Genomic DNA, 16,956 nt, shown 5'->3' with positions numbered 1-16,956 from the left:
GCGGCGGCGCGGGGCAATGTTGTGTGAAGGACGAGCGCGCAAACAGCCAACGTATATATCTGCCGGCATGAGTTGGCCGTCGTCTTCGCGTTTGCTGGATGTGCGCTGGCTATAATCTCGCCGTTTGAACATCGCACCAGCACACCCACGAAATCCACGAACGAGAATCACCCTATGAGCAATTACACTTCCTTCGATCAAGCCTGCGCCAACGTGATCCGCACGCTGACGCTTGATGCCGTGCAGACGGCGAATTCCGGCCATCCCGGCATGCCGTTGGGCATGGCCGACGTGGCCTACGTGCTATACGCCAAATTCATGCGCTTCAATCCGCGCAATCCGAAATGGTTCAACCGCGACCGCTTCATCGTCTCCGCCGGCCACGGCTCGATGCTACCCTACGCCATCTTGCACTTGACCGGCTACGAGGCGATGACGCTGGACGAAATCAAGCGCTTCCGACAGTATGGCAGCATCACGCCCGGTCATCCGGAGAATCATCTGACGCCGGGCATCGAAGTGACCACCGGCCCGCTCGGCAGCGGCACAGCCAACAGCGTCGGTATGGCGCTGGCCGAGGCGTGGCTGGCGGCAAAGTACAACCGCGATGGATTCAACGTCATTGACCATTACACCTATGCCATAGTCAGCGATGGCGACCTGATGGAGGGTGTGAGCCATGAGGCGGCCTCGCTGGCGGGCCATCTTGGCCTGGGCAAGCTGATCTGGTTCTACGACGACAATGCCATCACCATTGACGGCCCGACCGCGTTGACCTACAGCGATGACGTGCCGAAGCGGTTCGAGGCTTACGGCTGGCACACGATCACCATTGACGCACACAATATGGCTGAGGTCGAAGCCGCCATCCATGAGGCGCGGGCAGTGACCGATAGGCCGACGCTCATCTCGTGCAAGAGCATCATCGGCAAAGGCATGCCGCATCGCCAGGGCACGCGCGAGGCGCACAGCGACGCCCCGGGCTGGGAAGAGGTGCGGGCAGCCAAGCTGGCCTATGGCGCCGATCCCGACAAGACGTTCCACATCCCCGATGACGTGCTGCGGGCATGGCGCGCGATCGGCGAACGTGCAGCACAGGCCGAGGCTGAATGGCAGGCGACGTTTGAGGCCTATCGCCGCGCCCATCCCGACTGCGCCCGTGAATTAGAGGAGGCGATGGCCGGCCGGCTGCCCAAGGGCTGGGCCGAGGCTATGCCGAACTTCGACCCCTCGGCGAAACCGATGGCGACGCGCGCAGCCAGCGGCGCGGTGATCAACGCGATCATCAGCAAGCTGCCGACGTTGCTCGGCGGCTCGGCCGACCTGACGCCGTCGAACAATACCCTGCCCAAAGACGCAGCGTCTCTGCGGAAGGGCGACTTCAGCGGCCGTTACATTCATTACGGCGTGCGCGAGCACGCCATGGCCGGCATCATGAACGGCATGGCGCTGCACGGCGCGGTCATCCCCTACGGTGGCACGTTCTTCTGCTTCAGCGACTTCATGCGCCCGGCCATCCGCCTGGCGGCGTTGAGTCACGCGCACGTGATCTTCGTCTTCACGCACGACAGCATCGGCCTGGGCGAGGATGGGCCGACGCATCAGCCGATTGAGCAACTGGCCAGCCTGCGCGCTATGCCGAACTTGCTCACCTTGCGCCCTGCCGACGCCAACGAGACAGTTGCCGCCTGGAAGGTGGCCATCGAATGGAAGCACGGGCCGGTGGCCTTGCTGCTCACCCGCCAAGCCGTGCCGATCCTGCCGAAGCCATCCGGTTTCGAGCGCGGCGCATACGTCGTGCATGACGTAGCCGACCCGCAAATCGCGCTGGTGGCCAGCGGATCTGAGGTGAGCCTGGCGCTCGACGCCGCGAAGGCGCTGGCCGAGCAGGGCGTGCGCGCGCGCGTGGTGTCTTTCCCCTCCTGGGAGCTGTTTGACCGCCAGGATGACGCCTATCGCCAGTCGGTGTTGCCCTTCGATTTGCCGAAGGTCGTGGTCGAAGCCGGTGTGTCGCAGGGTTGGGAGCGCTATACCGGCCCCATCGTGCGTTTTGTCGCGCTCGACAATCGCTTCGGTGCGTCAGCGCCTTTCAAAGATGTCTACAGGCAGCTCGGCTTCACCGTCGAGCGCGTTGTGGAAGAAGCTATGAAACTGTTGAGCTGACGCGCGTGCGCCCAAGGGAAGGGATACGGCGGTCCTCCAGGTATGGAGATCCTCTCGGTCGCGGAGATGCGCGAGGTTGAGCGCATCGCCGACGCGCATGGGTTGAGCTATGCGCAGATGATGCAGAATGCCGGCCACGGCGCGGCGGCGCTGATCTTGCGCCGTCTGAGCGCGCTGCCAATGGCTCACCCCCGTGCGCTAGTGCTGGTTGGCCCGGGCAACAACGGCGGCGATGGCCTGGTATGCGCGACGGCGCTGGCGAAAGCCGGCGTGACTGTGCAGTGTTACCTGCTTAAGCCGCGCGACGACGACGATCCGGTTTATGCCGCTGCGCGCGCGCAGGGGCTCTGCATCGCCGATGCGCAGAACGACGTCGGACTGCGCGCGCTGCGCCAGATGATCGCGCAGGCCGACGTCGTCGTAGACGCTCTGCTCGGCACGGGCGTCTCGCGGCCGATCGAGGGCGCCCTGCGGGAGGTGTTGCGCGCGGTGGATGCGCGGCGCCCGCGTCCGCTGATGATTGCGCTCGATGGGCCGACCGGTATGAACTACGATACCGGCGCGCTGGACCCGGTGACCGTGCCCGTTGATCTCACGATCACCTTCCACGCGCCGAAGCGCGGGCACTATTGCTTCCCGGCAGCAGGCGCATGCGGCGAGTTGGAAGTTGCGCCGATTGGCATCGAGCAATTGGCGATGCAAGATTGGAGATTGACGAGCCAGCTTCAACCTCCGATACCCCATCTTCAACTCGCCGATGATGCGCTGATTCGCGCGCTGTTGCCCGTCCGGCGCCCCGATGCTCACAAAGGCACATTTGGGCGCGTGGCCGTCATCGGCGGCTGTAGCGATTACATCGGCGCGCCGGGGTTGACCGCGCGCGCCGCCTACCGCGCCGGCGCGGGGCTGGTCGCGCTGGCCGCGCCGGAAGCGATCAAGCCGAGCCTGGCCGTCGCGTGCAGCGAGGCGACTTTCATCTCGTTGCCCGAAACGCAAGATCGGCATACGCCGGCGGCGTTGCCTCATCTCGTCGCATGGCTTGCTGCGGTCAAAGACGGCGCGGCGGTGGCGCTCGGGCCGGGCCTGGGGCAGGCGCCGGAGACGGCGGCTTTCGTCGCCGATCTGCTTGAGGTGTTGGCGTCGCGCCCCGTCGAATTGAAAGGGTTAGTGTGCGACGCCGATGCCCTCAATCTGCTGGCGCGGCTGCCCGATTGGCCGGCGCGCCTGCCGGCGCCGGCCATCCTCACGCCGCACGCCGGCGAGATGGCGCGCCTGGCCGGGGCAACGGTTGACGCAATTCAGTCCGATCGGATCGGCAACGCGCTGAAATATGCCGATGCCTGGGGGCATATCCTTGTGCTGAAGGGGGCATACACCGTGATCGCTGCGCCGGGTTGCCGCGGCATTGTCTTGCCGTTTGCCAACTCGGCCATGGCGACGGCCGGGACGGGCGACGTGTTGGCCGGCTGCATCGCCGGCTTGCTGGCGCAGGGCTTGGCGCCGTTCGACGCCGCGGTGTGCGGCGCTTACTTGCATGGCGCAGCGGGTGAGCGTTGGCGCAAGGCGCACGGCGACACGGGCATGCTGGCCGGCGACCTCCTCCCGATCCTGCCTGAAGTGCGCCATCACATCATGAAAGGGGATTAACGATGGGTGTTGTGGTATCGGACCTGGAAGGCACGCTGACGACAGGGGAGACCTGGCGCATCGTGGGCGAGTATCTCAAGACGCATGGGCGTGGTGGGCGCTACCGCCTGTTCTTTTATTTGCATTTGCCGGGCGTGCTGGCTGCGCGCGCCGGATTAATCAACGCGCAGCGCTATCGCGAGCGCTGGTTTGAGGATATGACGAGGCTGCTGGCCGGCCTCTCCCGCGCGCAGATCGAAGACCTGGCGCGCGCGATCGCCGATGAACTTTGGCGCGCGCGGCGCGCGGATGTCATCGCCGAACTGGAGGAATACCGCGCCGCCGGCGCGCGCCTGCTCATCGCATCGGGCACGTATAGCCAGGCTGCCGAAGCCTTCGCCGGCCGCATCGGTGCGCAGGCCATAGCCACGCCGATCCAGTTCGACGACGCAGGCCGCGCCACCGGCCGACTGGATGGCGTCGTCTCTACCGGCGAAGTGAAGGCGGCGCGCGTGCGCGCGTGGCTGGGCGACGATGTGCTGCTGGCCGCCTATGGCGACACCGAAGGCGATATCCCGATGCTGCGCCTGGCCCAGCAGCCGGTCGCGGTATTTCCCGATGCGACGTTGCGCGCCGAGGCGGTCAAGCGCGGCTGGCGCATCATCGAGGGTCTCTCCGGCCAGCCTGGTGAGTGACCCGGCGGCAGCGCCGTGCTTATTCCCACGCCGTCGCGTCGTTCAGCGCGTGCATCTCTTCGGCGTTCAGGCGATAGCCGGCTGCGCCCAAACTCTCTTGTAGTTGCTGCACGGTATTCGCGCCGATGATGGGCGCGGTGATGACCGGGTTGCTCAGCAGCCAAGCCAGCGCAGTCTGCGCGATGGTCTTGCCGCGCGCTCGGCTGATCGCCTCTAATTTTTCAAGCGCGCGCTGTCCCCTCTCGCTCTCGGCGTATTGTCGGATGCGCTCGCTGCCCTCGCCGCGCGAGCCGGCGGGGATGGGCTGCCCCTTGCGATACTTGCCGGTGAGGAAGCCGCCGGCCAGCGGGCTGTATGGGATCACGCCGATCTGCTGGTCCTTGCACAGCGGCATCAACTCGCGCTCGAACTCGGCGCGGTGCATCAGGTTGTAATGGGGTTGGAGCGACTCGAAGCGCACCAGGTTGCGCACGTCGCTGACCCACAGCGACTTCATCAGCCACCAGGCCGGATAGTTGCTGGCGCCGATGTAGCGCACCTTGCCCGCCGACACGAAGTCGTCCAGCGCGCGCAGCGTCTCTTCGTGCGGCGTGTCGTAGTCCGGCCAGTGAATCTGATACAGGTCCACATAGTCCGTCTGTAGGCGGATCAGGCTATCTTCGAGCGCCTTGGTCAAGTGCGCGCGCGATGCGCCCTGGTCGTTCGGCGCGTTGCCCGTGGGCGAGCGACCCTTTGTGGCAATGATGACCTGGTCGCGCGGGATGTTGTTGGACTTAAGCCACTTGCCGATCACCATTTCGGCTGTGCCGCCGGGGTTGCCGGGGGCCCAGCGCGAGTAAATGTCGGCGGTGTCGAGGAAGTTGCCGCCGGCGTCGCGAAAGGCCGAGAGCACATCGAACGAGGTGCGCTCGTCCGAAGTCCATAGGAAGGTCATCGTGCCCAGGCATAGTTCGCTCACTTTGAGGCCGGTTCGGCCGAGTTTACGGTATTCCATGTTGCGATTATCGGCCCAGTCTCCCCCGGCTGCTGATTCATCGGGAATCGGGAGTAGGGCGTTGGATAAAACCCTCATGCCTCGAACTGGATGCCCTGCGCCAGCGGCAGGTCGCGCGAGTAGTTGATGGTGTTGGTCTGCCGACGCATGTAGGCCTTCCAAGCGTCCGATCCGGATTCGCGCCCGCCGCCGGTGTCCTTCTCGCCGCCGAACGCTCCGCCGATCTCGGCGCCGGATGTGCCGATGTTGACGTTGGCGATGCCGCAGTCCGATCCGGCAGCCGAGAGGAATTGCTCGGCGGCGCGCAGGTTGTCGGTGAAGATGGCCGACGATAACCCCTGCGGCACTTCGTTGTTCAGGTAAATCGCGTGATCGAGCGTCTCGTACTCGATCAGGTATAGGATAGGCGCAAAGGTTTCGCGCTGCACGACCGGTGTCTGCCAGGGCATCTTGATGAGGGTGGGCTCGACAAAGTGGGGGCCGATGTCGGGTCGCGCGCGCCCGCCGGCGAGAATCTCACCCCCTTGGGCTATTGCCTCTTGTAGCGCCTCGCAGTAACGCTGCACGGCCTGCGGTGTGACCAGTGGGCCGACCAGCGTGCCCGGCGCGAGCGGGTCGCCGAGGCGCTGGGCCGCTTGCGCGTAGGCGCGTTGCAGTCGGCGGATCAGCTCCGGCGCGATGGCCTTGTGGACGATCAATCGGCGGGTAGTCGTGCAGCGCTGGCCGGCGGTGCCGATTGCGCCGAACACGATCGCTCGCACGGCCAGGTCCAGGTCGGCGTCCTCGGTCACGATGACGGCGTTGTTGCCGCCCAGCTCTAGGATGGTGCGCCCCAGGCGGCGCGCCACGGCCACCGCCACGTGCCGGCCGACCTCGGTGGAGCCGGTGAAGGAGATCAGCGGCAGCCGCGCATCGTTGAGCATCGCCTCGCCGATTGTTTCGTTTGGCCCGATGACCAGGTTGAAGACGCCGTGTGCGTGGTGATCGGCGGCCACGCGGTTGCAGATGTGTTGCACGGCGATGGCGCATAGCGGCGTGAGCAACGATGGCTTCCACACCACCGGGTCGCCGCAGACCGCGGCGATAGCGGCGTTCCACGACCACACCGCCACAGGAAAATTGAACGCGGTGATCACGCCGACCGGCCCAAGCGGATGCCACTGCTCGTACATGCGGTGCGCCGGCCGCTCCGAGTGCATCGTCAGGCCGTAGAGCTGGCGCGAGAGTCCGACGGCGAAGTCGCAGATATCAATCATCTCTTGCACCTCACCGTGCCCTTCGACGCGGATCTTGCCCATCTCTCGCGAGACCAGATCGCCCAACGGCTCCTTCAGCTCGCGCAGCGCGTTGCCCAGGTCGCGGATGAGCTCGCCGCGTTTGGGGGCCGGGCGCAGCCGCCATTCCATGAAGGCGTTTTGTGCCTGACGGACGATCACGTCGTAGCTGGCCGGCGTGGCCTGGATCACGCGGGCGAGCGGCTCGTGGGTGGTCGGGTCGTCAGAGATCAGCTCGCTGCCGTCGCGGTCGTTGATCCAATGGCCGTTGCCGCACGCGCCGCAGTTCACCTCGCGCAGCCCCAGCTTTTCGAGGAGAGAAGCAGGTCTAACTGTCACGGCTGGGTGAAAAGTGTACTGCTTGCGTGGGCGCGCGCCAGTTATACCCGCGCCCGGCGCAGGCGCAGGCTGTTGCCGATGACGAAGAGCGAGCTGAAGGCCATGGCCCCCGCGGCCAGGATCGGCCCATATTGCTGAAAGATGCCAAGCGCCGCCGCTGGGATGAGCAAGGCGTTGTAGAAGAACGCCCAGAACAGATTTTGGCGGATGCCGCGCGCGGTCAGTCGGGCCAGGTCAATGGCTTGGACTACGCCGCGCAGGTCGCTGCGCATAAGGGTGATGTCGGCGGCCTCGATCGCCACGTCGGCACCGGCGCCGATGGCGATGCCGATGTCGGCTTGCGCCAGCGCCGGGGCGTCGTTGATCCCATCGCCGACCATGGCGACCGCGCCGCGCCCGGACGTTTGCAGCGCGGCAACCTGCGTGGCTTTGTCGGCCGGCAGCACTTCGGCGACGACTTCATCCACGCCGAGGTCGTGCGCCACTGCCTGAGCCGCCCGCGCGTTGTCGCCGGTCAGCATAGCGGTGAAGATGCCGCGCCGCTTGAGTTCGGCGATGCACGCCTGGGCTTCCGGCCGAAGTGTATCCATCAGCCCGATCGCGCCAATCAGCCTGCCGTCCATCGCCACCAGCATCACTGTTCGCCCCTTCGCCTGCAACTGCGCGATGCCCTGGCTGGCTTGCGCATCCACGGCGACGCCCTGCGTCTGCATCAACTTGAGGTTGCCCGCGGCGACGAGATGCTGCGCTGCGCCCGATGCCGAACCATTCGTCGTGGTCGCCGTGACGCCGCGGCCGGGCAACGCCTGGAAGCGACCCACCGGCGCGATAGGGAGCCGGCGCGCCTCGGCAGTCTCGACCACGGTCCGCGCTAACGGGTGCTCGCTGTTCCACTCGGCGCTCGCGGCGAGCGCGAGCACGGATTCGGCCTTCACATCGCCGAAGGAGAGCACCTCGGTTACTGCGGGCTTGCCCTGGGTGAGTGTGCCGGTTTTATCGAACGCGACGACGCCGACCCGCGCGGCTTGCTCCAGCGCCGCGCTGTTCCTGAACAAGATGCCGAGTTCGGCGCCCTTGCCCATGCCGACCATGATTGCGGTGGGCGTCGCTAGGCCGAGCGCGCAGGGGCAGGCGATGACCAGCACGGCCACCGCGTTGATCACGGCGCGCTCGAAGTCGCTGCTCAGCAACAGCCATGCTGCGAGGGTAAGGACGGCGATCGCCAACACCGTCGGCACGAAGACGGCCGAGATGCGGTCGGCCAGTGTTTGGATGGGTGCTTTGCTGCCTTGCGCCTGTTCGACCAGCCGGATGACCTGCGCCAGGGTGGTGTCCTTGCCGACGCGCGCTGCTTCGTAGCGTAATACCCCTTCTTTGTTCAGCGTGCCGGCGGTCACCGGGTCGCCCGGCTGTTTGTCGCGCGGCACGCTCTCGCCCGTGATCGGGCTCTCGTCCACTGCAGAACGGCCGGCGACCACCACGCCGTCCGCCGCGATGCGCTCGCCGGGCCGGGCGACGATCACGTCGCCGATGGCGATGTGCTCGATCGGCGTTTCGATCTCTTCGTAGGTATCGTTCTGGGCGGAATCCCGGCGGCGCAGCACGCGCGCCGTCTTCGGCGTCAGGCCGATCAGACGCTCGATGGCGGCGCCGGCGCGCCCCTTGGCGCGCGCTTCCAGATACTTGCCCACGCTGATCAGCGCCAGGATCATGGCCGCAGTCTCGAAATAGACGTGCCCATCGCCCCCGCCGAGCAGGACGAGGGCGGAGTATCCGAACGCGACGCTGGAGCCGAGCGCGATCAGCACATCCATGTTGGGCGCGCCGTTGCGCAGCGCCCGATAGCCGTGCCGATAATACGGCCAGCCCGTATAGACCTGCACCGGTAGGGTGAGCGCGAATAGGATCCAATCGACTGCGATATGCTCCGGCATCCGATGCCCGGCCATCGGGGCGAAGTGCGGCCCGAACAGCGCTGCCAGCAGCCCCAGGTCGCGGCTCATGCTGAGCGTGAAGGCCGGCAGGGCGAAGATCAAGCCCACGACCATGCGCCGCCGGCGGTCGGCGATCTCGGCGCGGTGCGCGGTGCGCACCACCTCCGATGGCGATGCGCGATCGGCCGTGGTAGCTTGCGTTGGCACGTCATAGCCGGCCCGGCGGATCGCGGCGACAACCTCGGCGATGCTCGCTGCGCCGGGCAGATAGCCCACGGATAGTCGCTCGCTGGCGAGGTTGACGCTGGCTTCGGCGACGCCGGGCAATTGCTTCACGATGCGCTCAATCGTATGGGCGCAGTTGGCGCAGGTCATGCCCACGACCGGCAGCTCGACGCGCGCCAGCGGCACATCATAGCCTGCAGCGCGCACGCGCTCGATGAGCTGGGCTGCTGAGGTCTGTGCCGGGTCGAACGTCACCGAGGCGCGTTCGCCAGCTAAGTTCACCGACGCGTCGGTTACGCCGGGCGTTTTGCGCAGAACGCGCTCGATGGTGTTGGCGCAGTTGGCGCAGGTCATGCCCGTGATGGGCAGTTCGATCGCGCTCATCGAATATAAAGCGCGATCCGCTACTCAGGCGGGTAGTGAATCGCGATCAGCTTCTCGCGAATGGCGTCCCAGCGCGCCGGTTCGTCCCACGTCACGGTGACCATCTTGGTCGCTGGGTCGGCTTGAACCGAGGTCACGCCGGGCAGGTCCTTCAGTTCATTCTGGATGGTGCGGGCGCAGCCATCGCACCCGATGTTGGGGATGCGAAAGGTCTTGGTGTTCATGGTTCCGCGGTCCGTCGGTGATATACTTTGCGCCTACCCCATCCCCCAGGGGACGGGGTAGGCGTAAAGGATTATACACCATGCCCAGCCAGACGACGAAGAAAGACTTGCTCGCCCGTCTGAGGACGATCGAGGGACACGTGCGCGGCATCCAGCGCATGGTTGAGGACGACGCATATTGCATTGACGTCATCCACCAGGTGAAAGCCATCCAGCAGGCGTTGGAGCGCTTTAACGCGGTGCTGCTCTCGGAGCATTTGAACACCTGCGTCGCCACCGCGATCCGCAGCGACGACCCACGCGAGCGTGAGCGCGTCGTCTCGGAACTGCTCCAAGTGTTTGGCGCTGCCGGAGAAGCCCGAAGCGCAAGACGTGCGTGGGGGCGCGGTGCCGGCCGGCGGCCGGGTCGGACATGACGGCAATTTGCAAACTTCCGGCGACGTGCTATATTTCTGCTGTCCGGCGCTGAAGCCGGGCGAGGTTTAGATCAGGTGCAGGCATCGTTTCATCGCATGATCCCCTTCGCTCACGAGTCTCCTCTCGTCCTGTCCGCTTTTGCCCTTTGCTATTCGCCCCTCAGTCTCTGACCTTTGCGGTGCATTGCGCGTCGAGGACTCATCGGTGACAAACGAGCCACACCCCAGTGTGCGCGTTCGCCGCGCTTGTAGGAGAGAGCTACGCGAAAGAAGGAAGAACATTCAACCCAATTATCCGCCATCCCATCTACTTTTCGGCTCCGGTCCGGAGCGTTCCGTTGTTCGTTGAGTTTGAGTGAGAGATCAGCACGTTTGAACAGGAGAAAAAGGCATACACGCTATGACCAGCAGACTGTATGTGGGTAACCTTGCATACTCCACGACCGACGAGGGGCTGCGCAACTTCTTTGCGGCAGCCGGCGAGGTGAAATCTGCGGAGATTGTGCTTGAGCGCGTCAGCAGGCGTTCCAAGGGCTTCGGCTTTGTTGAGATGGCTACCGACGAGGGCGCGCAGAACGCCATCAACACGCTCAACGGGAAGCTGCTTGACCAGCGTCCGATTCGCATCGATTTTGCTCGACCCAAAGAAGAACGACCGCGCAATGTGAGCAGCAATGCGCCGGAGCGGACGAGTCGTCTCGGCAGCAGCAGCGGGAATCGCGGCAATCGCGATCGCCGCGACGCAGCGCGCGGGCGCGACCGCGAACGCAATCGCGATTGGCGGCGAGACGTCTACGACGACTTCTAGGCGCATCGCATGAACGATGTGTAAGGGGCAGCCTGCGGGCTGTCTCTTGCTTTTCCCGCGGTTAAAATCGTGGCCATGACCAGCGAGCCTACGCTCGGCGACGTACTGTCGGAGGTCGAAGCTGCAATTGCGGCTGGCGATCACGACCGCGCGATCGCGCTCACCGATGATTTGCTGCAGTCTTACCCGGATGCGATCGGCGTTTGGCGCGCGCGGGCCGAAGCGTTCGACGCGTCGGGACGGCCATTCCAGGCGTCGGAGGCATACCGGCGCGTGCTCGACATCGCGCCGGCCGATGTCAACGCGATGCGGCGCCTGGCGCTGGCGCTGAGCCACGCCGGCCAAGGCGCTGAGGCGAAACTCGTCGCTCGGCAAGCGCTCGACTACGCGCCGGAGGATGAGGCGCTTCTGCGCATCGTCGCAGCTCGCGACGCCGAAGACGCCGAGTGGCCGGAGGTGGGCGCGGCGCTGCGAGAAGGCTTGAACGACGTGCGCGCTGGCCTGTTTGACCGAGGCATCACGCGGCTGCATAGCGTCGTCGCGCAATGCCCGGACCGCGCCGACGCGCTGGTGGCGCTGGCCCATGCGCTCTGGGAGGCCGGGTTGCGCGTTGCGGCCGCCGAAGCGTGTCAGTTCATCCTGGACATCCAGCCGGATTGCCTAAACGCGCATGCGCTGCTTTTGGCGCTCTGGCGGCGGATCGGCCCGCCCGGCCTGGAGCAGGCGCACCTGAATGCCATCGAGCGCCTCGATCCCGATCACCGCCACGTCAAGGCGCTGCTCGGCGATGATTCGCCGCTTGAAGTGGTGAGCGTCCCGGCGGTTCGTCAACCCTCTGCCCAGTCGGCTGCCGAGGAAGCCGAGGCGTTGGATCGTGCGGCGTGGGTGAGCGATTTGGTGGCCGCGGCTTCATCTGCGCCGAAGCCGTTGGAGCGCATCGCGCAGCCGTTTTCGGCTAACGACGCGACGTATCCGTTGGAGCGCGACGACGCGCTGATCGCCGCCGCCTCGGGTGATGAGGTCGCAGCGGCGGTCGCTGGCGACGTTGTGCACCTCCACGACGCCGCGGGCGCCGACGACGATGGGATGCCTGTCGAATCGCTCATCCCACTAGAGTGGGAAGAATCTGACGACGTGTCCGGCGAAAGCGGCGCAGCGGCCTCGGTATGGCTGACCGATGCAGTGGACGCTGAGCCAGGCGGCTCCGTCCCGATGCCGCCGCAACCCACGAGGCCGAATGTATCCGCGGGTGGGGCGTCGCCGGAATGGGTGGCGAACGAAGCGACGATGCCTACGTGGATCGCCCAGCCGAAGCCGCACACGCCCAGGCGAGGCGCATCGCGTGCGTCATTGGCCGGCCTGATGGCAACGAGCCGAGCGGCGGCCGCGCGCGAGGCGATCAATCGGGGCCGCTGGCAGGAGGCGATGAGCCTCTACGAGAAAGCCATTGCGCTGGGGCGGGGGAAGGCGCTGGATGAGGTCATCGCTGACCTAGCAGCCCTGAGCACCGTGCAGCCCTTGGCGCGCGCGGCGCACGAATTGCTCGGCATGGCCTACGCTCGCAAGGGCGATATGAATGCTGCGCTACAAGCCTACCGCCGTGCCATGATACTGGCGACAGAAGCTTAATTCAGCATAGCATCTTGTTAAAAGCAATAGGACATTTCAACGTCATGGAACGCACATTGATCATTATCAAGCCCGACGGCGTGCAGCGCGCGCTGGTCGGCGAAGTCATTCGACGGTTTGAAGCGCGCGGCTTGCGCATTGCCGGCTTGAAGTTGATGCAGATTTCGCGCGAGCTGGCTGAGGCTCACTATGCAGAGCATCGCGGCAAGCCGTTCTTCGAGGGCACGGTGAAGTTCATCACCTCCGGGCCGGTGGTGGTGATGTGCCTGGAAGGGCCGAACGCCATCGCTGCTGCACGCCAGACCATGGGCGCCACCCGTCCCCACGAAGCAGCGCCCGGCAGCATCCGCGCCGACTTCGGCCTGGATGTCTCGCGCAACATCGTGCACGGTAGCGATGGCCCCGAGACTGCCGCGCGCGAGCTCGCGCTCTACTTCAAGCCGGAAGAGTTGATCAGCTATCAGCGCGCCGGAGACGTCTGGTTGAAGGAATGAGTGTCAGGGCGCGCACACGCTTTGCCCCCTCCCCAACAGGCGACTTGCACATCGGCGGGGTGCGCACTGCGATCTTCAGTTGGTTGCTGGCCCGGCATACCGGCGGTGAGTTTTACCTGCGCGTTGAGGACACCGACCAGGAGCGCTACGTCCCCGGCGCGACGCGGCGCATCCTGGAGGCGTTCGATTGGCTGGGCCTGACCCTCGATGGCGGCCCGGATCACGATGAGCTACGGGCCATGCGCACCAATGAGGACTACCCCGGCGCGCTCGACGATGGCGAATACAAGGGCATCCCTGGCCCGTTTGTGCAATCGCATCGCCTGCACCTTTACAAGCAGTGGGCCGAGTGGTTGGTGGCGCACGGCTACGCCTATCGCGCCAACGAAACGCCCGAGGAGCTTCAGCGCATGCGCGCCGAGGCGCAGGCGCGCAAGCAGACCTTCATCTTTCGCGAGGAGATGCGGCTGCGCACCGATGTGCGCGCCGATGAGCCGCACGTGATCCGCATGCGCGTTCTGCCGCGCTCGGGGCGGACCGAATTCGACGACTTAATCAAAGGCCGCCTGAGCTTTGATAACGCCCAGGTGGACGATCAGGTGCTCTTGAAGATGGACGGCTTCCCAACGTATCACCTGGCTGTGGTGGTGGATGACCATCTTCAGGGGGTCACCCACGTGCTGCGCGGCGACGATTGGCTGCCCAGCGCGCCTAAGCACGTGCTGCTGTATCGCTACTTCGGCTGGCCGGAGCCGCAGTGGGCGCACGTGCCTAACGTGTTGGGCACCGACGGCAAAAAGCTGAGCAAGCGCCATGGGGCGCAGAGCGTGTTTGAGTTCCGCGACCAGGGCTACATCCCCGAAGCGCTGATCAACTTCTTGGCCCTCTTGGGTTGGGCGCCGGGCGGCGGCGACGAGCAGAACGTCTTCACCCGCGAGGAGCTGATCGCCAAGTTTTCGATGGAGGGCATCGGCAGCTCGCCGGCCGTGTTCGACTACAACAAGCTCGACTGGCTGAACGGCGTGCACATCCGGCGCCTGCCGGCAGAGGATTTGGCGGCGCGCCTGGTCCCCTTTCTGGCCCGCGCCGGCATCCTCGTGGACACGCCGGAGCAGCGCGCCCGGCTGCTGCGCATCGTGCCGCACGTCCAGGAGCGCATCAAAAAGCTCACCGATGCCGCGCCGCTGGTGGATTTCTTCTTCAGCGATATTCACCCCCCGCCGGCAGAGATGTTGGTCGGCCCGAAGATGGATCGGCTGCAATCGCTGGAGGCGCTGCGCGAGACGCGTCGCGTGGTCGCCGAGGTCGAGCCGTTTGAGGATGCGCTGCTGGAACAGGCCCTGCGCGCGCTGTGCCAGGCCCTGGGCTTAAAGCCGACGCAGCTCTTCACGGTGGTGCGCAACGCGGTGACTGGCAAATCTGTCACGCCACCGCTGTTCGCCACCATGGCCATCCTCGGCCGCAAGACCTGCTTGATCCGTCTCGATCGCGCCATCGCGCGCTTGCAGTCGGGCATGTGAGAAGAGAACCCCGGTTTCTCCGAGAAGCCGGGGTTCTGCATGTGGCACTGCGGTATTACGGCCCTGCCTGGAACGCCAAGTCATCCACCAGCCAACTGCTGACAATCGAGCTGTCGGTCTTGACGTGCAGCTCGAGCATGACGGTCTGGCCGGCGTAGGCGCTCAGGTTCACCGAGGTCGCTGTCCAGGTGGTGTTGTTGGGGGTGCACAACTGGAACTTCTTCACTTCGGCGCCGTTCACCTTGACGCGCGCAACATCGTAGGCATCGTTGCACCAATCGGATGAAGAAATGGCATGCCAAAAGCCGAGGTAGGGCGCGCCGGCGGGGACGGTGACAGTCTGCTTTAGCGAGGCATTCTCGTTGTTGATGCCGCCGAACCGCGCTGCCCAGTTGCCGCCGTGCGGGCCGATTGATGGGAGATCGCTCTGATCACAGATCAGGCAGAAAGTGTAGTTTGAGCTGGTCGTCCAGCCCACATTCGGACCCTGCTCGAAGTTGCCGTTTACTATCCCGCCGACCGAAGCCACCTGCCGCCGCGCAATCGGCAGGTAGGCGCGCTTCGTCATGGGGGCGCTGTTCTGTGCTGCTTGGACGGCTGCCGCAGCGTTCACGATGCCGGCGCCGCAATTGGTGGTGTTGCACGTGCTGCCGGAGGGGAAGGGCGTGGCAGTGCTCTGCAAGAGGGCGAGCACCTGCGCCGGCGTGAGCGCGGGTTTGACCGACAGCATGAGCGAGGCGATCCCCGCCACGTGCGGCGCAGCCATGCTCGTGCCCTGGTAGAACTTGTAGCTGTGTGCGCCGGGGGCGGTGGCGCCGTTGTTCAATGTCGAGAGCACGCCGTCACTCGTGTTGGAGCACGTTTCACCGCCGGGAGCGCTGATCTCAACCGCAGGGCCGTAATTGCTGTAGTATGCCTTGCTGCCGTTGCGTTGTGTCGCAGCCACGGTGATCACGTTGGCGCAACCGGCCGGTGTGAAGTTGCCGGCCGGCGCGTTGAGATTGCCGGCAGCGACCACCACGACAGCGCCGTTGCTTACCACTTGGTTGATTGCGTTTTGCCACGCCGACGAGCAGGCGCTGATGCCGCCCAGGCTGAGGTTGATGACGCGGGCCGGGTTAGCGTTGGCCGGCACGCCGGGCACGGACAAGCCGGCCGCCCAGCGTACTCCATCAATGATGTCAGAGGAGGTCCCGCCGCACTTGCCCAGCACGCGCACCGGCAGGATTTTCGAGACCCAGTTGATCCCTGCTACGCCCGTGGCGTTGTTTGTGCCCGCTCCGATCGTCCCGGCAACATGCGTGCCGTGCCAGCTACTGCTTAAAGCAGGAGACCCAGGGTAGCATTCGTCCGCGCTCGCCCAATCCCCCGGATCGCTGGCATTGGCATCTCGCCCGTCGCCGTCGTTAGCCTTGGTGACGTCGCTGACGAAATCATAGCCGCTCACGGTGCGCCCGGACAAGTCGGGATGCCCAAAGAGGATGCCGGTGTCCACTACGGCGACCACGATGCTGGTCGAGCCGGTGGTGATGTTCCAGGCGTTGGGAAGATTGGCTCCATAGTTGCCCGGCGCAGGGGCGGAGTAATGCCACTGTTGGGAATAGAGCGGGTCGTTGGGCGTGAGCGCGATGAACATCCGCTCTGACGGGGAGGCATACTCGACCTCGGCGAGCTGTTCGAGTTGCTTGGCGATAAGCGCCACGGCTTCGTAAGGCATGGGCTCGGGCAAGCGCAACACGTGAGCTTCGCCCGACATCTCGCGCACGTGGGTCAGTGCCATGCCGGCTTGCGCGCTGAGGGCCTGCATCGCTTCGTCGCTCAAGCGGTGCATCGGAGGCACCGGCTGACCGGCCGCCTGAGCCGCCATGGCGCTGGCGTCGGCATCCAGCAGGCGGAACTTCTCCGGTGTGCGATATTTCACGATGATCTCATCGGTGAAAGGGGGTGGGGGAGATAGGGAGTGTCGCTGGGTCACGACATCACCGCTTTGAGCCAGGACGCTCGGCGCCGGCGCCCAAACGCCACCAGTGAGCGTCACGACGATCGTCGAGATCAAAAGATAAGCCTGCTTCATCGGTATTGCCCTCCTGCTTGCACGACGCTAAGAACCTATCTCTAAACTTACGGAACGAGCCATAATAGGGATATGGATAATACCAGTGGGACGCGATACGCCGACGTTGCAAGTTGGGAGCTGTCTGATAGTCTGTGGGCGCGCATTGAACCGTTGT

General features: G+C 65.2%; 12 protein-coding genes and 1 pseudogene. 8 read left to right on the top strand and 5 right to left on the bottom strand.

What is annotated here, in order from left to right; translation table 11 throughout:
* The first annotated feature begins 174 nt into the window (after positions 1 to 174).
* Genes tkt through GXH28_RS05800 form a run of 3 tightly spaced genes read left to right on the top strand, consistent with a single transcriptional unit; the run spans position 175 to position 4,484 of the window.
* The gene (gene tkt / locus GXH28_RS05810; protein ID WP_169238081.1) at positions 175 to 2,163 is read left to right on the top strand and encodes a transketolase; all 1,989 of its coding nucleotides are present in this window, start codon (positions 175 to 177) and stop codon (positions 2,161 to 2,163) included.
* 42 nt (positions 2,164 to 2,205) lie between these two features.
* Entirely contained in the window at positions 2,206 to 3,810 is a 1,605-nt protein-coding gene (locus tag GXH28_RS05805) for an NAD(P)H-hydrate dehydratase (protein ID WP_169238080.1), read from the top strand.
* Positions 3,811 to 3,821: 11 nt separating this feature from the next.
* Positions 3,822 to 4,484 carry an HAD-IB family phosphatase gene (locus GXH28_RS05800; RefSeq protein ID WP_169238079.1) on the top strand — a complete coding sequence of 221 codons (663 nt, stop codon included), beginning with the start codon at positions 3,822 to 3,824 and terminating at the stop codon, positions 4,482 to 4,484.
* 19 nt (positions 4,485 to 4,503) lie between these two features.
* Here GXH28_RS05800 and GXH28_RS05795 read toward each other — a convergent pair whose 3' ends face one another.
* The 4 genes from GXH28_RS05795 to GXH28_RS05780 form a co-directional block, all read right to left on the bottom strand.
* On the bottom strand, positions 4,504 to 5,478 hold the full coding sequence (locus GXH28_RS05795; RefSeq protein WP_169238078.1) for an aldo/keto reductase: 975 nt from the start codon (positions 5,476 to 5,478) through the stop codon (positions 4,504 to 4,506).
* 74 nt (positions 5,479 to 5,552) lie between these two features.
* Positions 5,553 to 7,091, bottom strand: coding sequence for an L-piperidine-6-carboxylate dehydrogenase (gene amaB / locus GXH28_RS05790; protein WP_169238077.1), 1,539 nt, complete (start codon positions 7,089 to 7,091; stop codon positions 5,553 to 5,555).
* A gap of 41 nt (positions 7,092 to 7,132) precedes the next feature.
* Positions 7,133 to 9,634, bottom strand: coding sequence for a heavy metal translocating P-type ATPase (locus GXH28_RS05785; protein ID WP_169238076.1), 2,502 nt, complete (start codon positions 9,632 to 9,634; stop codon positions 7,133 to 7,135).
* A gap of 20 nt (positions 9,635 to 9,654) precedes the next feature.
* Positions 9,655 to 9,858: a heavy-metal-associated domain-containing protein gene (locus GXH28_RS05780; RefSeq protein ID WP_169238075.1), complete on the bottom strand. Its 204-nt coding sequence runs from the start codon at positions 9,856 to 9,858 to the stop codon at positions 9,655 to 9,657.
* A gap of 80 nt (positions 9,859 to 9,938) precedes the next feature.
* On the opposite strand from GXH28_RS05780, the gene GXH28_RS05775 reads away from it, so the two are divergent.
* From GXH28_RS05775 to gltX, 5 genes are all read left to right on the top strand, one after another.
* Positions 9,939 to 10,274 carry a metal-sensitive transcriptional regulator gene (locus GXH28_RS05775; RefSeq protein ID WP_169238074.1) on the top strand — a complete coding sequence of 112 codons (336 nt, stop codon included), beginning with the start codon at positions 9,939 to 9,941 and terminating at the stop codon, positions 10,272 to 10,274.
* A 400-nt stretch (positions 10,275 to 10,674) separates the two neighbouring features.
* Positions 10,675 to 11,082, top strand: a complete 408-nt coding sequence (locus GXH28_RS05770) for an RNA recognition motif domain-containing protein (protein WP_169238073.1) — start codon at positions 10,675 to 10,677, stop codon at positions 11,080 to 11,082.
* 75 nt (positions 11,083 to 11,157) lie between these two features.
* Positions 11,158 to 12,711 (top strand): tetratricopeptide repeat protein, encoded by a 1,554-nt coding sequence (locus tag GXH28_RS05765; protein ID WP_169238072.1) that lies wholly within the window; start codon positions 11,158 to 11,160, stop codon positions 12,709 to 12,711.
* A gap of 44 nt (positions 12,712 to 12,755) precedes the next feature.
* Positions 12,756 to 13,205 (top strand): nucleoside-diphosphate kinase, encoded by a 450-nt coding sequence (gene ndk, locus GXH28_RS05760; protein WP_169238071.1) that lies wholly within the window; start codon positions 12,756 to 12,758, stop codon positions 13,203 to 13,205.
* Positions 13,202 to 14,725, top strand: a complete 1,524-nt coding sequence (gltX, locus tag GXH28_RS05755; RefSeq protein ID WP_169238070.1) for a glutamate--tRNA ligase — start codon at positions 13,202 to 13,204, stop codon at positions 14,723 to 14,725. The genes ndk and gltX overlap by 4 nt, the downstream gene beginning before the upstream one ends.
* A gap of 583 nt (positions 14,726 to 15,308) precedes the next feature.
* Here the strand turns inward: gltX and GXH28_RS05750 are convergent.
* Positions 15,309 to 16,799: pseudogene (locus tag GXH28_RS05750) on the bottom strand (S8 family peptidase); the annotation flags it as partial.
* Positions 16,800 to 16,956 lie beyond the last annotated feature (157 nt).

The sequence above is a fragment of the Candidatus Roseilinea sp. NK_OTU-006 genome (genome assembly GCF_012931985.1).
Classification (GTDB): Bacteria; Chloroflexota; Anaerolineae; order J036; family Brachytrichaceae; genus JAAFGM01.
The sequence above is the reverse complement of the archived record's forward strand: the minus strand, read 5'-3'. Positions and strand labels throughout refer to the sequence as shown.